This is a genomic window from Bacillus sp. AFS018417 (assembly GCF_002560985.1).
GTDB lineage: Bacteria > Bacillota > Bacilli > Bacillales > Bacillaceae_G > Bacillus_A > Bacillus_A rhizoplanae.
Window position 1 is genome coordinate 127,239 of sequence record NZ_NTTM01000030.1, and the last position, 18,538, is coordinate 145,776.

20 protein-coding genes are annotated in these 18,538 nt (G+C 35.2%); 7 read left to right on the top strand and 13 right to left on the bottom strand.

All coding sequences use genetic code 11. The features are described from left to right. Positions 1 to 65: 65 nt before the first annotated feature. Positions 66 to 2,105 carry a transglycosylase domain-containing protein gene (locus tag CN326_RS13125; protein ID WP_098309464.1) on the bottom strand — a complete coding sequence of 680 codons (2,040 nt, stop codon included), beginning with the start codon at positions 2,103 to 2,105 and terminating at the stop codon, positions 66 to 68. A 306-nt stretch (positions 2,106 to 2,411) separates the two neighbouring features. Here CN326_RS13125 and CN326_RS13130 point away from each other — a divergent pair, with 306 nt between their 5' ends. The 3 genes from CN326_RS13130 (at position 2,412) to CN326_RS13140 (ending at position 4,955) form a co-directional block, all read left to right on the top strand. Beyond that, a complete protein-coding gene (locus CN326_RS13130; RefSeq protein WP_098309465.1) occupies positions 2,412 to 3,032 on the top strand; it encodes a DUF47 domain-containing protein in 621 nt (206 codons plus the stop codon). Between the two features lie 11 nt (positions 3,033 to 3,043). Next, complete coding sequence (locus CN326_RS13135) at positions 3,044 to 4,042, top strand: inorganic phosphate transporter (protein WP_098309466.1); 999 nt, start codon at positions 3,044 to 3,046, stop codon at positions 4,040 to 4,042. 112 nt (positions 4,043 to 4,154) lie between these two features. After that, the gene (locus CN326_RS13140; RefSeq protein ID WP_141525046.1) at positions 4,155 to 4,955 is read left to right on the top strand and encodes a sulfite exporter TauE/SafE family protein; all 801 of its coding nucleotides are present in this window, start codon (positions 4,155 to 4,157) and stop codon (positions 4,953 to 4,955) included. Positions 4,956 to 5,419: 464 nt separating this feature from the next. On the opposite strand, the gene CN326_RS13145 is transcribed toward CN326_RS13140, so the two are convergent. After that, a complete protein-coding gene (locus CN326_RS13145; RefSeq protein ID WP_098309467.1) occupies positions 5,420 to 5,644 on the bottom strand; it encodes a hypothetical protein in 225 nt (74 codons plus the stop codon). Between the two features lie 233 nt (positions 5,645 to 5,877). On the opposite strand from CN326_RS13145, the gene CN326_RS13150 reads away from it, so the two are divergent. After that, a complete protein-coding gene (locus CN326_RS13150; protein WP_098309468.1) occupies positions 5,878 to 6,390 on the top strand; it encodes a Crp/Fnr family transcriptional regulator in 513 nt (170 codons plus the stop codon). A 16-nt stretch (positions 6,391 to 6,406) separates the two neighbouring features. On the opposite strand, the gene hmpA is transcribed toward CN326_RS13150, so the two are convergent. The 5 genes from hmpA to CN326_RS13175 form a co-directional block, all read right to left on the bottom strand. Further along, a complete protein-coding gene (hmpA, locus tag CN326_RS13155; protein WP_098309469.1) occupies positions 6,407 to 7,615 on the bottom strand; it encodes an NO-inducible flavohemoprotein in 1,209 nt (402 codons plus the stop codon). A gap of 647 nt (positions 7,616 to 8,262) precedes the next feature. Continuing rightward, on the bottom strand, positions 8,263 to 8,658 hold the full coding sequence (locus CN326_RS13160) for a DoxX family protein (protein WP_098309470.1): 396 nt from the start codon (positions 8,656 to 8,658) through the stop codon (positions 8,263 to 8,265). A gap of 208 nt (positions 8,659 to 8,866) precedes the next feature. Then, on the bottom strand, positions 8,867 to 9,415 hold the full coding sequence (locus CN326_RS13165) for an NADPH-dependent FMN reductase (RefSeq protein ID WP_098309471.1): 549 nt from the start codon (positions 9,413 to 9,415) through the stop codon (positions 8,867 to 8,869). Between the two features lie 394 nt (positions 9,416 to 9,809). Continuing rightward, positions 9,810 to 10,328, bottom strand: coding sequence for a hypothetical protein (locus CN326_RS13170; protein WP_098309472.1), 519 nt, complete (start codon positions 10,326 to 10,328; stop codon positions 9,810 to 9,812). A gap of 124 nt (positions 10,329 to 10,452) precedes the next feature. Then, the gene (locus tag CN326_RS13175; RefSeq protein ID WP_098309473.1) at positions 10,453 to 11,550 is read right to left on the bottom strand and encodes a site-2 protease family protein; all 1,098 of its coding nucleotides are present in this window, start codon (positions 11,548 to 11,550) and stop codon (positions 10,453 to 10,455) included. 121 nt (positions 11,551 to 11,671) lie between these two features. On the opposite strand from CN326_RS13175, the gene CN326_RS13180 reads away from it, so the two are divergent. Further along, the gene (locus CN326_RS13180; protein ID WP_098309474.1) at positions 11,672 to 11,869 is read left to right on the top strand and encodes a hypothetical protein; all 198 of its coding nucleotides are present in this window, start codon (positions 11,672 to 11,674) and stop codon (positions 11,867 to 11,869) included. Positions 11,870 to 11,921: 52 nt separating this feature from the next. Here CN326_RS13180 and CN326_RS13185 read toward each other — a convergent pair whose 3' ends face one another. After that, positions 11,922 to 12,788: a YhfM domain-containing protein gene (locus CN326_RS13185; protein WP_098309475.1), complete on the bottom strand. Its 867-nt coding sequence runs from the start codon at positions 12,786 to 12,788 to the stop codon at positions 11,922 to 11,924. Positions 12,789 to 12,899: 111 nt separating this feature from the next. Between CN326_RS13185 and CN326_RS13190 the strand changes: the two genes are divergently transcribed. Continuing rightward, positions 12,900 to 13,676 (top strand): class I SAM-dependent methyltransferase, encoded by a 777-nt coding sequence (locus tag CN326_RS13190; RefSeq protein ID WP_098309476.1) that lies wholly within the window; start codon positions 12,900 to 12,902, stop codon positions 13,674 to 13,676. Positions 13,677 to 13,704: 28 nt separating this feature from the next. On the opposite strand, the gene CN326_RS13195 is transcribed toward CN326_RS13190, so the two are convergent. Both CN326_RS13195 and CN326_RS24635 read right to left on the bottom strand, forming a co-directional pair. Further along, entirely contained in the window at positions 13,705 to 13,914 is a 210-nt protein-coding gene (locus CN326_RS13195) for a hypothetical protein (RefSeq protein ID WP_098309580.1), read from the bottom strand. An 85-nt stretch (positions 13,915 to 13,999) separates the two neighbouring features. Next, on the bottom strand, positions 14,000 to 14,281 hold the full coding sequence (locus CN326_RS24635; protein WP_176524609.1) for a hypothetical protein: 282 nt from the start codon (positions 14,279 to 14,281) through the stop codon (positions 14,000 to 14,002). On the opposite strand from CN326_RS24635, the gene CN326_RS13205 reads away from it, so the two are divergent. Continuing rightward, complete coding sequence (locus tag CN326_RS13205) at positions 14,217 to 15,758, top strand: bifunctional metallophosphatase/5'-nucleotidase (RefSeq protein WP_098309478.1); 1,542 nt, start codon at positions 14,217 to 14,219, stop codon at positions 15,756 to 15,758. The two genes, CN326_RS24635 and CN326_RS13205, sit on opposite strands and share 65 nt — an antisense overlap. 153 nt (positions 15,759 to 15,911) lie before the next feature. Here CN326_RS13205 and CN326_RS13210 read toward each other — a convergent pair whose 3' ends face one another. Genes CN326_RS13210 through liaF form a run of 3 tightly spaced genes read right to left on the bottom strand, consistent with a single transcriptional unit; the run spans position 15,912 to position 18,338 of the window. Beyond that, on the bottom strand, positions 15,912 to 16,544 hold the full coding sequence (locus CN326_RS13210) for a response regulator (RefSeq protein ID WP_098309479.1): 633 nt from the start codon (positions 16,542 to 16,544) through the stop codon (positions 15,912 to 15,914). Next, entirely contained in the window at positions 16,537 to 17,598 is a 1,062-nt protein-coding gene (locus CN326_RS13215; protein WP_098309480.1) for a sensor histidine kinase, read from the bottom strand. The genes CN326_RS13210 and CN326_RS13215 overlap by 8 nt, the downstream gene beginning before the upstream one ends. Next, complete coding sequence (gene liaF / locus CN326_RS13220; RefSeq protein WP_098309481.1) at positions 17,598 to 18,338, bottom strand: cell wall-active antibiotics response protein LiaF; 741 nt, start codon at positions 18,336 to 18,338, stop codon at positions 17,598 to 17,600. Before liaF ends, CN326_RS13215 begins: the two co-directional genes overlap by 1 nt. Between the last annotated feature and the right edge of the window lie 200 nt (positions 18,339 to 18,538).

Below are 18,538 nucleotides of genomic sequence, written 5' to 3' on the forward strand. Positions count from 1 at the left end.
TGTACTAGAAAATAAAAACATAAGTAAATCCCAGATTACTCATTTCATAATCTGGGATTTACTTCTTAAAAGAATGGAATCCATTCTTTTATTTTATTCATCCAATTTTCTTGCTGTTCTTTTCTCTGCTTTTCTTCCTCTTGTCGTTTTTTCTCTTCTTCTTTTCGCTTTTTTTCCTCTTCAATGGTTTGTAAATGTTTTGTATACTCAGCTTCTGGTATAAGCGACAAATCAAAGTTTTTTTGACTTGGCTGCCCAACTGCTTTTTTCATAATATCTTGAAACATCGTTGTCGTTATTTGACTACCACCAGGGACAAAATGTTCACTATCTGTTTTATCGTAGCCAACCCAAATGGATGCAACTAATTCTGGTGTATAGCCAACAAACCATGAATCTTTTGCACCGCTGCTCGGGCCATCTACAAGTTGTGTTGTACCCGTTTTTCCAGCAGTCTCTACAGATTTAAGTTTTGCTTTTTCTCCCGTTCCTTTCTCTACAACCCCTTGTAATAAATACGTCATCTTTTGTGCCGTTTTTTCATCCGTAACACGAGTTTCTTTTTTATACCATTTCCCTACTACATTCCCTTCACTATCTTGCAGTTCCCGAATCGCATGTGCTTCCATTTGTACACCATCATTCGCAAAGGTCGCATACGCTTGTGCCATGACAAGTGGAGACGTTCCTTCACTCATCCCTCCTAGCGCTAACGCATAAGATTGATCATCATCTTGAAGCGGAATACCAAAACGTTCTAAAGACTTCACACCCTTTTCCAGACCAATTTGTTCCAGTAGCCAAACGGCTGATACATTATAGGAATTAGCAAGTGCTTCATACATCGTTACATTACCATGGTATACATTCCCGCTATTTTTCGGTGTATATCCATTAATGTCTAGTGGTTCATCTTTTAATACATCATATACCTCATATCCTTGTTCCAATGCTGGTGTATACACTGCCAATGGTTTTAATGTTGAACCTGGCTGGCGTTTTAATTGCGATGCATGGTTAAACTGTAAAAATTGATACGGCCCTCTTCCTCCTACAAGAGCTGGAACATCACCCGTTTTGGGATTCATGAGTACAACACCTGTTTGCATAATTTGATCAGAAGTAGTCTTTGGAAAATAATGATCATTATTCACAACATCTTCTACCGCTTGTTGCATCTTTGGGTCTAATTCTGTGTAAATTTGATAACCACCTGATAAAATTTCATTTTGTGTCAAGTCGTATTTATTCATTGCCTCACGAACAACATAGTCAACATAGTAAGGATATTTTCCCTCATATTGCTTTTCGACACCACGGTGAAGCGAAAGCCCTTCGTCTTTCGCTATTTGAAATTGTTTGTCTGTAATATAGCCTTGTTCCTTCATTAAAGAAAGAACAACATTTCTTCTTGTAATTGATTTATTAAAGTCTTTAAACGGTGAATACGTAGAAGGCGCTTTAATTAATCCAGCTAAAGTGGCAGCTTCAGGAATCGTTAATTCCTTCACTTCTTTATCAAAATACGTCTTAGCAGCATTTTTAATCCCCCATGCTCCCTCACCAAAATAAATTTGATTCAAATACATTTCTATAATTTCATCTTTTGTATATGTGCGTTCAATTTTCTTTGTAATAAAATACTCTTTGAATTTTCTTGTAAACGTCCGATCTTGTGTTAAAAATACGTTTTTAGCAAGCTGTTGTGTAATTGTACTTCCCCCGGCAACAACTTCTCCTGCTGTTATATTTTTAATGATAGCATTAAAAATTCCGCTATAAGATATACCGCGATGCTCATAAAATTTTTGGTCTTCTACTGCAACAACAGCTTGAATCATAACGTCTGGAATATCTTTACGCTTAATTCCTTCTATTTTCGAAGAAGACAATTTTGCTGCTACCTGCTTATTTGCATCGTAAATCACTGTTGGCTGAGGTACTGCATGTTTTAATGCCGATATATCTTGGATTGTAATCATAATGTTCACAAAGATAAACAAAGATAAGCCAAAACTTCCTAAAATCAACAAAAATATCCGCAATTTTTTTCTTGTTTTGAACCACTCTCTTATCCTTTGTAATTGAGTACTGTTCCACTTCATTCATTCACTTCCTCTACCTTACTTTCAAATGTATATATATGGGTAACATCTTTATCTTTACAAATTTTCTATGATATCGTTATAATTCGTCAAGTCTAAGCTACCTTTTTCATACTTTTTGTATGAAAAGGACATTCTATAAGTACGAGTATTACTAAAAAAGTGTTAACATTACTAATTTTTCAACTTGTCTAATGTTAAGTTTTTGTAAACTTTTCGATAAAATGTTTTAAAAACCGACAACTTTTTGGTAGAATGAACTAGCCAATATGCTTTACATAACTATTTTTTGGTGGGGGTAACAATATGGTTTTCAAATCGAGAAAAGATAAATTTTCAGAAATGCTAACGAATATTTCTGAAAATTTAAAAGAAGGCGCGCAATTTTTTGTGGAGTATAAAATTAAAAACGCAAGTGATTTAAAAGAATTCTCCATGCGCATGAAAGAATATGAGTCAAAGGGTGATTCATTTATTCACGAAATCATTATGGAATTAAACAAAGCATTTATCACTCCAATTGAACGTGAAGACATTTTGCAACTTGCAATGAGTATGGATGATGTATTAGACGGATTAGATCATAGTGCAGGTCTATTTGAAATGTATTCTATTACAGAAGCAGACGAATACATGATTAAATTCGTTGATGCAATTAATCAGTGTGCGATTGAAATTGCGTCGTCTATTGAATTAATGTCCAACAAAAAGCTACTCGATATTCGTACAAATGCAATCAAAATTAAAGACTACGAATCAAAATGTGATGATATTCGTAGACATGCTATTAAGCATCTATTCTCTCGTGAGAAAGATCCTATTAAGATTATTCAATACAAAGAAATTTACGAAGAATTAGAAGAAGTTGCTGACAGCTGTCAAAGCGTAGCAAATGTTTTAGAAACAATTATTATGAAGAACGCATAAGGAGTTTGATCATGGATACACTCTTGATTTTAACCGTTTTAGTTGTCATTTGTGCTTTGGCTTTCGACTTTATTAACGGATTCCATGATACAGCAAATGCTATCGCAACAGCTGTTTCAACAAAGGCTTTAAAGCCAAGACAAGCCATTCTTTTGGCATCTATTATGAACTTTTTAGGTGCAATGACATTTACGGGTGTAGCACAGACTATTACAAAAGATATTGTTGATCCATTTACATTACCAAATGGTAGTGTCGTTATTTTAGCAGCGCTGATTGCTGCTATCGCATGGAACTTAATTACTTGGTACTATGCAATTCCAAGTAGTTCATCTCATGCAATTATCGGTGCTATTGCTGGGGCAGCTATCGCTGCTGCTGGGGTACATTCATTAAATTATAAAGGCTTCATTAAAATTCTTGAAGCTTTAGTTATTTCACCGATTATCGCTTTCGTTATCGGTTACATCGTATATAGTATTTTTAAAATTTTCTTTAAAAATTTTAATCTGACGAAAACAAATAAAAATTTCCGTTTATTCCAAGTGTTCACAGCCGCATTGCAATCTTATACACATGGCACAAACGATGCTCAAAAAGCGATGGGTATTATCACAATGGCCCTTATCGCAAATAATTATCATACTTCAACAGATATCCCTTTTTGGGTACAACTCGCGTGTGCAACCGCGATGGGTCTTGGTACTTCTATTGGTGGATGGAAAATTATCAAAACCGTCGGTGGACAAATTATGAAAATCCGCCCTGTAAATGGCGTAGCTGCTGATTTATCATCATCAATTGTTATTTTCGGTGCAACTTTCATTCATTTACCGGTAAGTACAACACACGTTATTTCATCTTCTATTTTAGGTGTTGGTGCTTCACATCGCGTAAAAGGCGTAAAATGGGGAACAGCAAAACGCATGTTAATTACATGGGTTATCACACTCCCTATTTCAGCTTCATTAGCTGCTTTATGCTATTACGTATTAGATCTTATTCTCTAAAGAAAAGTCGTCTTCTTATGTAGAAGACGACTTTTTTGTGAACACACATCATTCTGATTCAAAACATTGTATAATAAATGATGTATTTGTTACAAAAGAGGAGATGTTACAGTTGGATTATATTATGCTATTACTTGTTGGATTATTAGCAGGTACAATTGGAAGTCTAGTTGGTCTTGGCGGGGGAATCATTATCGTTCCGTTACTGATTAACTTACATAGCCTTTCTCCCCAATTGGCTGTTGGTACTTCAATTGTTACTGTCGTATTTACAGGTTTAGCTTCTACCCTCACATACATGAAGCATAAGCGGATTGATTACAAAAGTGGCCTTATTTTATTTATTGGGAGTGGTCCTGGAGGAATTATCGGATCGTGGGCAAATAAATTTTTAAATCAAGATTCTTTCTCTTTATATTTCGGGGGTTTTCTCATTTTGGTATCCATTTTACTCATGATACGAGATAAAATGAAACCTCTATCGCTTTCGACCGGTTCTATTATTAAACGCTCCTTTACAACTTCTGAAGGAGAAACAATAACTTATCAGTTCTCACCTTTTCTTGCTATCATTATTTCATTTGGTGTAGGTTTTATTTCTGGTTTATTCGGAATTGGCGGGGGTGTCTTATTAGTTCCAGCAATGATGATTCTTTTCGCTTTTCCAGCACAAATCGCTGTCGCTACATCAATGTTTATCGTTTTTTTATCCGCAATTGTAAATTCAGCAACTCATATTTCACTTGGTAATGTAAGCTGGCTCTATGCCCTTGTTTTAATCCCTGGAGCATGGATTGGCGGGAAAATTGGAGCTTATATTAATACAAAACTAAGTGGTAACGCTATTATCAATTTATTACGCATTACCTTAATTATTCTCGGTACACGTATGATTATTAGTTCCATTTTGTAACGCATTCTTTTAGAATGCGTTACTTTTATATACATGTGTAAAGAAACACTCCTAAAATAATACATAATAATGAGCAAACACATAATAAGAGAAAGTTAGAAATATGGAAATTCCTCATGATAATCACTCCTATGTTCATTACATTTTTGGTATTTCATTCCACTCTAACATGTAGTAATGCTTTCCTAAATTCAATAGGTAAACATAAAACTTTCATAAGAGCTTGCTTGGTTCAACTAATCATCTGTAGAGGATGAAGAATTCCCATTGACCATATCATACCGAAAAAAAGCAACATTTACATTTACAATGCCCTAACAATATAGAAGTGAGTGTTACAAATCATATGTAATTATTACATTATATATACAATCTTATTGTTTTCTATTTATAAACAAAAAACAAGCCGAGAAATGCTTCTCTTTACCTATAAGAGAAGCATTTCTCAGCTTGTTAAGCTTTCCTTAGTGTACAAGCGACCATCCCATAAAATCTTCATGGACTTGTCTTGCTCGTCTATCATTTCTATCATATAACTCTGCATAACTATCTGTTTCTTCATCATAAGCCATCGTATAAATGATTTGTCCATCTATTTCGACCGATAGAACAACTCCACCCTTCATTTCTTCCACATGTATCACTGCATCTGTTGAAATCTTCACATCAGTCATTTTTTCATCTAACATGGTATGCCCCCTAAAAAAATATTCCTTTCTAGTACCGTCCTTACACATACACACTAAACAGTATACTACTGTAATATGATATATTTCGTCAATAAATTAAAATTTCCATTAGCAGGAGACTACTAAATTGCAGAATAAAACTATAAGGTTTCTTCTGCAATTCACAAGTATAGTCTTATGCAAACAATTCCTCTATAATAAAATGAATAGCAATATATAAAGAGGTGCTTACATTGATTTTACATAAAGGAGAAATACTATTTCGTCAAGGAGAGGAAGGCCCTCTATATTTTGTAAAAAGCGGTCTATTAAAAGTAGTTCGCCTCCAAGAGGACGGCACGCCTTTTTTATTTAATATTATTGTTCCAGGTGAAACGATTCCTCACCACTCTTTAATCTCTCCAAAAGAATATCACGGCACTGCAATCGCTTTAATTAAGACAGAAGTAGAGCCAATTTTACGCAACGCATGGTATGAACAATTACATGCAAATCCCGAATCTTATGCCGATCTCGCCCTTCAGCTGCAAACAAAATTACGAATGATGCAAGAACGTATCGATCAGCTTACAACCGTTTCTCCAAAAGAGAGGCTACTTCGTTTACAAAAATGGTTTACAACATATTTAGGAGACATTCCGGTCTATGAAATTTTAAACCAAACAGAAATTGGTCAACTCATTGGCATCCGTCGTGAAACAGTAAATCGGCTACTTCGAGAACAAACAAAAAACGAGGTGAATTAACACCTCGTTTTTTTAATTATTGCAAGCTAGCTGCTGGACCAAAGAATTCAAAGTGAATATTCTCTGGTACCACACCCCATTCTGTCAAATCTGCATGAATATGTTTCATAAACGGTACCGGTCCGCAGAAGTAGAAATCTGCTTCATTGGAAGGAATAATAGTTTGTAACCACGCTAAATCTATGAAGCCTTCTTTATCATAATTTTTTACTTTCTTATCTTGCTCAGTTGGATTAGAGTAGCAAGTATATACTTTTACTTGTTCATGCTCTTTTGCTACATTTGTAACATAGTCTTTCATTGCGTGTACATCACTGTTTAACGCGCCGTGAATAAAGTATACATTACGGTTTAGCGATTGCTCAATTAATGTATTTAACATACTCATCATTGGTGTAATTCCTACACCACCACTAATCAATACAACTGGTAACTGTGAATCCATATTCAGTACAAAATCTCCTGCTGGTGCGCTTAACGGTAAAATATCTCCTTCATTTACATGATCATGTAAATAATTCGATACCATTCCATCTAGACCTTCTGCACTTTTCTCACGTTTTACACTAATACGGTAATAATTCTTTCCAGGTGCATCTGATAAACTATACTGACGGTTATGTGTATATGTTTCTCCTTCAATATTTAACTGTGCACTTACATATTGTCCTGGTAAGAATGAAGATAGCGCTCCCCCATCTTCTGGTTTTAAATAAAAGGATGTAATCACATCACTCTCTTTTTCTTTTTTCACAACGATAAAATTACGGAAATCTTTCCAGCCGCCTGCTTTTTCAGCAGCTTCTTCATACATCTCTGCTTCTATACTAATAAATGCGTCAGCGATCACACCATAAGCTTCTCCCCAAGCATCTAATACTTCTTGCGGAGCATCAGCTACTTCTTTAATTGCTTGTAGCAAGCATTTACCAACAATTGGGTAGTGCTCTGCTTTAATACCTAAGCTACGATGTTTGTGTCCAATTTGTTTTACAACTGGAATGATCACCGCTAAGTTATCAATATAATTAGCAGCTGCGTATACTGCATTTGCTAATGCTTGCTGCTGTCTCCCTTGTTTTTGATTTGTATGGTTAAAAATATTTAATAGTTCTGGATGCTCTGAAAACATAATTTGATAAAAACGTGTTGTAATCTCCACACCTTTTTCTTGTAATAACGGTACAGTTGATTTTACAATTTCAATTGTTTTTGGACTTAACATACTATCCACTCCTCTATTCCCTTGTCTATTCCCTTGTCTATTTCCTTGTCTATTTCCTTATCTATTCCCATTGTATACGATATCCAAACTATAAGTTGTGATTTTAATCACTATAAACATGATGGTTTTGTGAAAAACATCATAAAGTGAGACTTTAATCAGTGTCCTCACCCATCTTCTGTGCTTGTCTCTCCATCTTGAGATGGGGTCTTCCCGCCCGTTAATGCGGGATAAAGTGCAACTTTCATCAGCGGAATATAACCGTCTGTTAGAGTGGCATCAATAGTAAAAAGGCATACTTAGTTTATATCTAATACCATGTTTGTCCGCTTTTACGTGTATGATTGCTCGTCTTCTATAAAATGAGCAACATATATGAGGAAACAAGAAAAGGGATAGTTATAGTTCCCTATCCCTTTTTACTGTAATAATGACTCCTTAAGACACTTATTTACCACGACATTTTCATAACTCATTGCCGCCGTTTACCACAACATCTTATATAATAAACTACTCAAATTCCCCTGATGTCCATCTTTGATTTTGCGTCGCGATATATTCTTCCGCTGCCAGTATGCGATCAATCCGTTCTCTTTTTGTAAAGGTATTGTATCTCTTTCTCATTTGAACAACCTATAACGCGATATTCATAAATTGCCATCTCTTTTTATACCGTTTTTTGTTGTTGTAGTTATTTTTCTATGACCGAAAAACACGACGACGGCTAAAATAAGAAAAAGGAAAGGCATCATCGCAACTCCAAAGCCTTGACCAGCCTGTAAGTGCGTGAATACAGCACCAGCCATAACTACCGCTAATAATCCACCAAAAATAGGTACCAAATCTTTCTTCCAGTAACCAATTAGTAATCCAATGGCTGAAATGACCTCGATTGCTCCTACTATATACATGAAACCTGTGCCATACCCATACACATTATTAAATGCCTCTACCTGCATAGGATCTGCACTCAATTTCATAAAACCAGACAAAAGAAATCCAATACCCAATAATCCTTGTATAATACGAACTGTCCATTTCATCGTAACAATTCCTCCTTGTTTCAAATTAACTTCTAAAGAAACAATAATACCCAAGTCTAATTATTGGATGTAGACACTTTAATGTGGCATAGTATACAAAAAGATGCCTTATAGTAAATAAGAAAAATGGTTTACAAACGTAGTGGGTAAATATACAAAAAGAAGGATAAAAGTTATCCCTCTCCCATTTCATGATACATAAAATGAATTATCGCAAAGTTTTTAATGCACCGCTCCAAGCGATAACTTGGTCAAGCATATTATTGACATTATTAAGGTGTAATTCAGCTGGATTAAATGTAGTGAAATTTTCAAAATCTGTAAATAAAGATAGTGTTGGATGTACCCTAACATCCGCTATTTGTAATTCTGCACAGATTCCACGTAAATGTTCAGCTGCACGAGCTCCACCAGTCGACCCATAGCTAATAATACCAGCTGCTTTATTATTCCATTCATCACGAGCAGAATCCAATGCATTTTTTAATGCACCTGTTATGCTGTGATTATACTCTGCAACTATGAACACGAAACCATCTAAGTTATTAAGCTTTTCTGACCAAGCTTTTAACCCTGGCTCGTCACCAGCAGTTGTAAATACAAACGGCAAATTGAAGTCCGCAATATCAACAATTTCATAATCTGCATCTCCACGTTTATCCGCAATACCTTTAATCCATTCTCCAACTTGATGGCTAACTCGTCCTTGGCGTGTACTGCCTAAAATAATTCCTATTTTCAGCTTTTGATTTGTCATCGTTTTTTCCTCCTTGTCTTGTATTAACTTCTACTGTAAGAATAATCCTTGAGAATATTTTTTAGAACTTCTACTGTAAGAGTAATCCCTGAGAATATTTTTTAGAAGTAGACACTTAAATGTGTCATAGTACACAAAAAGATACCTTAAAGGGAGGAAAATAAAGTACCATTCGCTGCAACAATGTGGTCGCGGTAAGTAAAGGGGAATATGTTGTGGTAAAAGAGGTCTTTTAAAGAGGTCTACCCCATAAGAAAAGAGGTATATCATTCTACCTAAAGCAGTAGATGAAATACCTCTAAACAATATAATGTGTAACCTTATTTACTAGATCGCTCTAGCTCGCAATCAGAATACAGCAACTAGGATTTTACCTTACATATGTATGCCTTTTTTACTGTGCTTGTAATGCCTGTTCTATTACTTTTACATCTTTCCCATTTCCAAACTCTGTATACCCCCAAATATTCGTTTCACCTGTATATTTATTTACAAGAATATCAAGATCATGATATACACGATGTGCATAAATAACATATTCAATATTACGAGCTTCTACCCCTTTTTTCAAAATTTCATAACTTCGTTTCACATCTCGTTTTATTTGCTTGTTTTTCACTTTTGTCTCAACATCTTTTAAAGCATGTTCCTGTTCTTGAAACCATTTCATTAAATGGTTCCAGTCTCCATCTGTGTATTTTTCTGCTTTTCCATAATTTAAAAAGCCATTGTAGCTTTCATGTGTCGTGCGGATGAATTGCAGCACTTCTTTTGTCTCATCAACCTCTTCTACTTTCGGCATTGCCGTTACACCAACAGGCTTACTTGCATAGTGTACAAAAACTTTGCTTAAGCCGTAACTAGCGATTCCCATTACTATAAGAATTCCAAGTATACTGCACACCTTTTTCATACACCCGACTCCTTTTCTATACATAAACATTACATTTATTTCTAAAAAACGTAATATTTGTAATGTTCTATAAAAAAGAGAGAATTCCTGTTCAAATCATTCTTTCCATTTCGACAACGTTTTTCTACAAATTATTTGTAGGAAGTTGATTTTGTAAGATTGCATTTCCTTGATATGTAGCATATCCGAGTATTGCGAGTAAGAGTACGTATAAAATGAACATACCCATACGTGTTTTCATATTTGCAGAGTAGTACTTTTCATACTGTTCTTTTTCTTCTTCCCACTTATGTAATTTTCGCTCTGACACTGCTACTGCATCTTGCATCAATAGAAGATGCTGCTCTTTTTCCTCTTCATACGGCACGTAATCAAGTGGTTCAAATTTAGGAAACAAGTACTCTAATGCTATTTTTCTTTGACGCTCTTCTTTTGTTAATGATTTACCTCGCTCTTTCTGGCGAAGCATCGTTACTTCTTGGTGCATCATATAGATGGTACGATGTAGTGCTCCTGTTTCTCGTAATTCTTCTTTCAAACGTATCATATATTCTTTTACAGTATCTATTTTCCAACCAAGCTCTTGAATTGGTTGATTTCGTTTCGATACTCTGCGCCATTCTAAACAGCCTAATAGAAAAATAAACCCAAGAAAAATACTTTTTTGTACAATTGCATAACCAAGCAATATAACAAGGCCTACCGCCCAAATTTTTGTACTTACAACAGAAACAATTCGTCCCCCATCAAGTGGTGATACGGGAATTAAGTTAAAGAAATTAATCATACTACCAAGCATAATAACAAGTGCCCAAAACGGTTCTTTTGTTGTCATATACAGCGGAATTGCTGGTAAAAAAGAGAGTAAACCAAATAGCGGTCCCATATATGCAATGTATGCCTCGTCTTTTGCGTTTTTAGGCAATTCTTTCATTCCTATAACCGCTCCCATAAATGGGATAAAAATAGCAGGTGAGGTTGCAATTCCTTTTCGTCTTGCTGCCCACAAATGACCCATTTCATGAATTAGTAATAAGTATACGAGTGCAACACCAAATTTCCATCCGTATATCGCTGCATAAGCGCCAAGAGATAACAGCATACTAAATATAGTAGAAAACTTTGCTAGTTTGACAATCGCAAATACAAACTTTAATTTAGACAACAGAAAAAGACCAACTGCTACAATAATCCCCCATAATCCTTTTGTATTTTGTTTCATATTCCTCTCCCTACCAATAATCTTTTTCTTCTTATTATGCCATATATTTTAAGTTTATTGGAAATCACTGTTTAATTGATCCATTTTTGGCCAATACTATACATGCAAGGAGGTGAAAACGGTGACATTACAATCTGTTATGATCGGTGCCTTATCTTTTCTAGCTTCTATGCTTATTTTTTATACTGTTGGACACGTATTACTATTAGATTGGCTACCAAACAATATTTTCATTAGCTCCATTATCCTTTCTGCACTTATTATCGCTTATTTTATTACGCGAAAATCTATGAGTGAACCGTCAACAAAAACAAAATAAAAGAGTGATGATATCTATCACTCTTTTTCTCATCTCCTAAAAGAACGCCTCTTTATCTTTCTAACTCCATCTTTTCTCCATATTCTTTCACTATTTGAATAATATTTTGAAACGCACCAATCTCTTCTTTTTTATGATTAAACATTTTTAAATCATATTGATCATAATACGCTTCTAACATTTTTAGTTGAGACGATGATAAATTGTTAGCAGGAACAAAAAAGTTCACTTCATATTGTTTATATCCTTCTTTCACTATTTCACCTTGAATTGAATCACTTTTTTCTTTATTTATTATCTTTTGCACTTTCGGAGGAAAATGTAATTGAAAATAATAATTTTTTTCTTTTTCTAACTTTTTATATAATGCATCTGAAATCGTGTAATACACCGTATAATGAACTGCATTTTCCTTTGTTTTAATGTGAAAACGCGTAATTTGTAAATCCTTTTTCGTAATTTCAGTTATAGTTGATTGTTGTTCATCCTCATTTTGTGTTGAGGGTGCTGTCGGAAACAAAGAAAGCAGCTTTTCTGTATCCACCTTTGATATAAGGTAGAAATTCTTTGTATCGGTTTCTTTTTGTAACCAACCTGTTCTCGCTTCTGTACGAAGCCAAACTTTATACTTTTCTTCTTGTCCGTTTTTCTTAATTTTAATTACATATTCCGGTTCACCTAATTCACCTATTACGTTTTGTTTCTCCGCTTTATTTATAATATTTGCAACAATTTTTGCTTTCTCGTCCTTCAATATTTTTTCCTCTTGTCCTGTTTGGGATACAATTATTTGTATGCTCTCTTCCATAACACTCCCCGCTTCTTTTGCTGATTTCTCACCTTGTTCTATTTTCTTACCCATTTGGTTACATCCGACTAATAAGAAAAGAACAAACATGAATAACCATTTTTTTCGCATAGCTCCCATCCTCATTTCTCAAAATAAGAAAAGCTTATTGTTCTCAAAAGAAAACAAAATCAACCTAACAAACAAAATCGGATATAATATACATGAAAGGGGGCTTACAGCATGCCAATAGATTTTCACAGCCCAAACAATAAATATACGTATACAAATCGTCAAGCAACGGATTCATGGACGTCTATGATTCAAAATATTGTAGACGTCAAAGAAAAGAGAGTGATTGATATTGGATGCGGTGGTGGTATTTATACAAAACAACTCGCTATGATGGGGGCAGCTGAAGCAATTGGTTTTGATTTTTCAAATGAGATGCTCGAAGCTGCCAAGGAAAATTGCGCTCACATACAACACGTTTCATTTGTACAAGGTGACGCTCATAACCTTCCTTTTGCAGATGCAACCTTTGATATCGTTATATCACGAGCTGTTATTCATCATCTAGAGCATATTCCACAATTTTTACAAGAAGCATATCGTATTTTAAAGCGAAACGGTCTACTTATTCTCCAAGATCGAACAATTGAAGACTGCACGATTCCAGGAAGTTCAGAACATATTCGCGGCTATTTCTTTTCTTGCTATCCAAAATTACTCCATACAGAAGCTAAACGAAGACCTAAAACAAATCAAATACTATATTGGTTACACAACAGCGGCTTCCATACAAATCCTATTGAAACTCTTTGGGAAGTTCGTAAAGTCCATCCTTCAATTGAAAATTTACTTCAAGATTTATCACCTCGGACAGGTCGTTCTATTTTACATGAATTATCCGATGATGAACTCTCTCAATTATTAGAGCATATTTACTCTAAACTTCATAACAAATCTCCTATTATAGAACAGGATCGCTGGACTATTTGGACAGCCTTGAAAGAGTAGCAAGCCTCANNTGAGGCTTGCTACTCTTTCATAACCTTGTTCGGCAACACTCTTGATATCCACCGCTTCTTGCCTGTGCTCTTCCACACTTCGAGCATACTAAAAATCTGGATTGATTTCCAAACAAACTACCTTTATCAAAAAGTAACACTCCTGCTTGTTTAAACGAACGAGAATAATATAACCATATAAAACCACAAATTGCAGTAATACATACCAATACACCCATTACAAGCATCTTCGTCACCTCTGCTTTGTCTGTTCTTTCCAGCAAGTGGATGATTACATTATTCTCTACATTGAGCAATAAATCCTTCTTTTTCTCATAAAAACTCCCCGCACTTATCTTCCTCTAATCTTACAGTGGCAGATTTTCTCCTATTTTGATAAAGTGAAACTTCCATCAGTAGGGGGATTACTGCCTGTTCATATGGGATAAAAAACCTTACAATTTTCACAAAAAATTTACGATTTTTTAATAAAGTAAAAAGTTGTCCTTCTATTACAATAAAAACACCAGTATATGTAAGGAGTGACAACATGATTAACTTTCTTTTATGTATCCCTTTTCTCATTTCTATAACTCTTTCTTCATTGTTTCCCACTTCAAAACCTTCCGAAATACATGTGCAAATAATCGGATTAAATGATTTGCACGGACAAATCAATACAACTACAATGCTACACGGACAACCTGCTGGCCGCGCCGATTATATAGCCTCTTATATCAAATCATATAAAGAACAATTCCCTCATACCTTACTTGTTCATGCCGGTGATATGGTTGGTGGAAGTCCTCCCATTTCTGCTCTCTTTCAAGATGAGCCAACAATAGAATTTTTAAATATGCTGAAATTTGATGTCGGAACAGTTGGTAATCATGAATTTGACGAAGGTATAGACGAACTAAAGCGACTTATTGATGGGGGTTTTCATCCAAAAACAGGTATGTTTTCAGGTAGCTCTTTTCCTTACGTTTGTGCAAATGTAGTAGATACTAACACAAATGAACCTCTATTTCCACCATATGCGATTAAGTGGATTAATGGTATTCCCATTGCTTTTATTGGCATCGTTACAAAAGATACACCTTTTCTTACTATGCACAATGATATTTCAGCGGTCACTTTTTTAGATGAAGCTACTGCTGTTCAAAAGTACGTACGAGAATTACAGCAAAAAGACATCCATGCAATTATCGTTCTTGCTCATGTAGCTGGCAAGACAACAGGCGGAATTACCTACGGGCCACTTGCTGATTTAGCAAGCAAAGTTGACGATGATGTAGATGTATTATTTGGTGGACATAATCATTCTTATATGAATGGATATGTTAATGGAAAACTACTCGTTGAAGGGTATTCTTACGGAAGAGCTTTTGCAAATGTGCAGCTCACAATTAATCGCAAAACGAAAGATATTACAAAAAAATCAGCAAAGATTATTCCTACTTATCATAATCAAATACAACCTAATCCAATCATCCAAACATGGCTACAGAGCTATCAAACAAAGATAGCTCCATTAACCGAGCAAATACTTGGAAAAAGCGTACACAAGCTGACACGAGATCAAAATAGAAACGGGGAAACAGACCTTGGTGCTCTTCTTGCTGCATCTCAACGTCAAGCTATGCAGGCTGACATTGCATTCGTCAATCCAGGTAGTATCCGTCATGATTTACCAGCTGGTTCCATTACATGGGAAAATACCTTTCTCATTCAACCTTTTGAAAATAAACTCATTAAAATGGATCTAACGGGTAGAGAAATTCGAAGTGCACTGCATGAACAATGGACTGATGAAATACGTATGTTACAAGTATCTGGAATTCGTTACACATGGAAAGAAAATAAGTTAATATCAATTACACTAGAAAATGGGGAACCACTCGAAGATGATGCAACATACTCTGTCGTAGTAAATTCTTTTCTGGCAAACGGAGGCGATAAATTTACAATTTTCCAAAAGGGACGAAATCGCGTTGAAGGCCCGACAGATCAAGAAGCATTCGCAAATTACATTCGTTCTACTCCATCTTTAGAAAGCATTCAAGCCAATCATATTCAAAAATTGGATTAACATCATGAAAAATATGTTAAAAATATCTACCTTTATATACAGAAAGAATTGAATAATCCTTACTATATATTGGATATTTTTTCACGGAATCTTCCAAACAAGTAAACATAACACTAAACAATGCAAAATAAAAAGGCGTTTCTACGGCCTTTTTTATTTTGTAAGCTGGTGGCGAAACGCATAAATAACCGCTTGCGTACGATCACTTACATGTAATTTATTTAAAATATTACTTACATGCGTCTTTACTGTTTTTAAAGCAATGAATAGCTCATCTGCAATTTCTTGATTACTCTTTCCTTGTGCAATTAATAATAAGATTTCAAACTCTCGCTCTGTTAATTCTTCGTGTAGCGGCTGTTCTTTCTTTTGACGCATACGTGACATCATTTTCCCGGTAACTTTCGGTTCAAGCACTGTTTCTCCATCGTACGTTGCCCGCACTGCATCTGCTATATCACTTGCTCTTGATGTTTTTAATAAATAACTAGTTGCACCGGCTTCAATGACTGGATACAGTTTTTCATCGTCTAAGAAACTTGTTACAACAACAATTTTCGCTTCCGGCCATTCTTGAATAATCGCACGCGTTGCCTCGACACCATCCATTTCATCCATAACAAGATCCATTAAAATAATATCTGGTTTTAATGACAATGCTAATTCTGAACCTTTTCTTCCGTTTTCTGCTTCTCCTACAACTTCAATATCCGGCTGAGTTGATAAATAAGCAGATACACCCATCCGAACCATTTCATGATCATCAACGAGCAATACTTTAATCATGCTGTTCCTCCTCTCTATCTATAAGAATCGGCACTTTTACCTCAATTTGCGTTCCTTTATTCGGGAAGCTTAATACCTTTAAAGTTCCGCCAATTTCATGGACACGTTCTTGCATGGAACGAAGACCGTATGATCCAGCTTTATTGACGCCTACTTCAAAACCTACGCCGTCATCAATAATTTTTAAAATTGCATATTCATCAATTTGACGCAGCCTTACTTCTGTTTTCTTTGCTTGTGCATGTCGCAGTGTATTTGACAACGCTTCCTGTACAATACGGAATAAGTGATCTTCTACACCTTTTTTCAATTGAATTGGCTCAATCAACCATTCAATCTTCATATGTTGTTTTCTTGAAAGCTCCGTTAATAATTCTTCAATACCTTCTGTTAATTTTTTACCTTCTAATTGAACAGGACGTAAATGAAGGAGCAATGCTCTCATTTCTGATTGTGCATTTACAACCATATTTTCAACAAGTTGTAATTGTTTTTGAGTAGTTTCTGATATATTAGCAGTTTGCTCATTAATTGCTGCCATCATCATTGACATAGCGAAGAGTTGTTGACTTACAGAATCATGAAGCTCCCTAGCTAAACGATGCCTCTCTTCTGAAATAACCTTTTGTCTCATTTCTTCATTCCAATGCGCTCGTTCATTCGTTACTTTTTGAAATAATCCTGCTTGCTCCTCTAATCTCCTAGCAAGTACAATTACCTTTCGCTCCACTTCATGAAATTCATCTTCTGCAGTAAACGAAGCATCTTTCGGGAAATTCCCTCGTTCTACTTCAAATAAAAAAGTCGTTAAACCTTGAATACGCTGCTGCATATAATAACCAATCGCATACCCAACAACTCCACCAATGAGAAGACTCATGCAGATAAGAAACAATCCAACTGGAACAGAAGCAATCGATTCTTTCCATAATAAATCATATACAGATTGCCCACTTTTCCATACATATACGATGGTACAAATGAATGCAATACTACTAGCAGATAACATAGAGTAGCGAATATACATCCATGAAATATTCTTTTGCCTTTTCATTATACTTTCCTCACTTCCGTATCGCCTACGATAAGCGAAGAAATAATTTTAATACGCCTAGGAGCCTCATTATAGTGTTCTGTTTTGAATGTTACATTGCGATTAAAACCTGTTTCTTCATGATTAGGAAGCAAAACTTTTCCAATAATAACAGAATGATTTAAAGATAGTTCAATATCGTATGGAACATACAAACGAATATTACCAATAACACCACGAATAACAATGACGGTTTCTCCTTCTGGAATCATAGCTGTTGTTAAATCAATTTCAACATCACCGATTCCATACTGGACATTAATATCTTCTAACTCATAAATATGATCCATTATTCGTACGTTACCAACCATTATATTCTTAAGATACGGTTCTGTTCGATAGATTTGTTTTTCTTCATTTATATATCCTTTTTCCTTAATTTCGACCTGTACCATTTTTGACTTCTGCTGACCTTGCACAAGCTGATAACCAACGAAAGCTAAACAAGCAAATAGAACAAGCACGAAGGCTGCTGATGAAAACAGGAAAAATACGAAAATGAGTCCTCCGACAAATAAAAGCACATTTCCTCTCACATATCGGTTCTTTTTTCGATAATTCCTTCCAAACATAATCATAATAAAAGCAAAAATAAGGGCACCCGGCTCAAAATGTCCGAGAATCATATCAAGAACAAGACCAAATCCAAATATAATGAGGAGCATTCCTACAAATTGTGTTTTCGAAAATTGTTTCTTCATCTCAGCTCCCCTTTCTTTGTCATATGTAAAGTGAAACTTCCATCAGTGGAGGTTTTTTCATCCCCCACTGATAGTTAGTTGAACCAATCGGGTTTTTACGGGCAGTTATCCCCACCTATCTTCCTCGTCTCTCCTTGAATCTTGAGGTAGGGGTTTTACTGCCCGTTAATGCGGGATAAACAGAAGAAAAAGGTATTGCA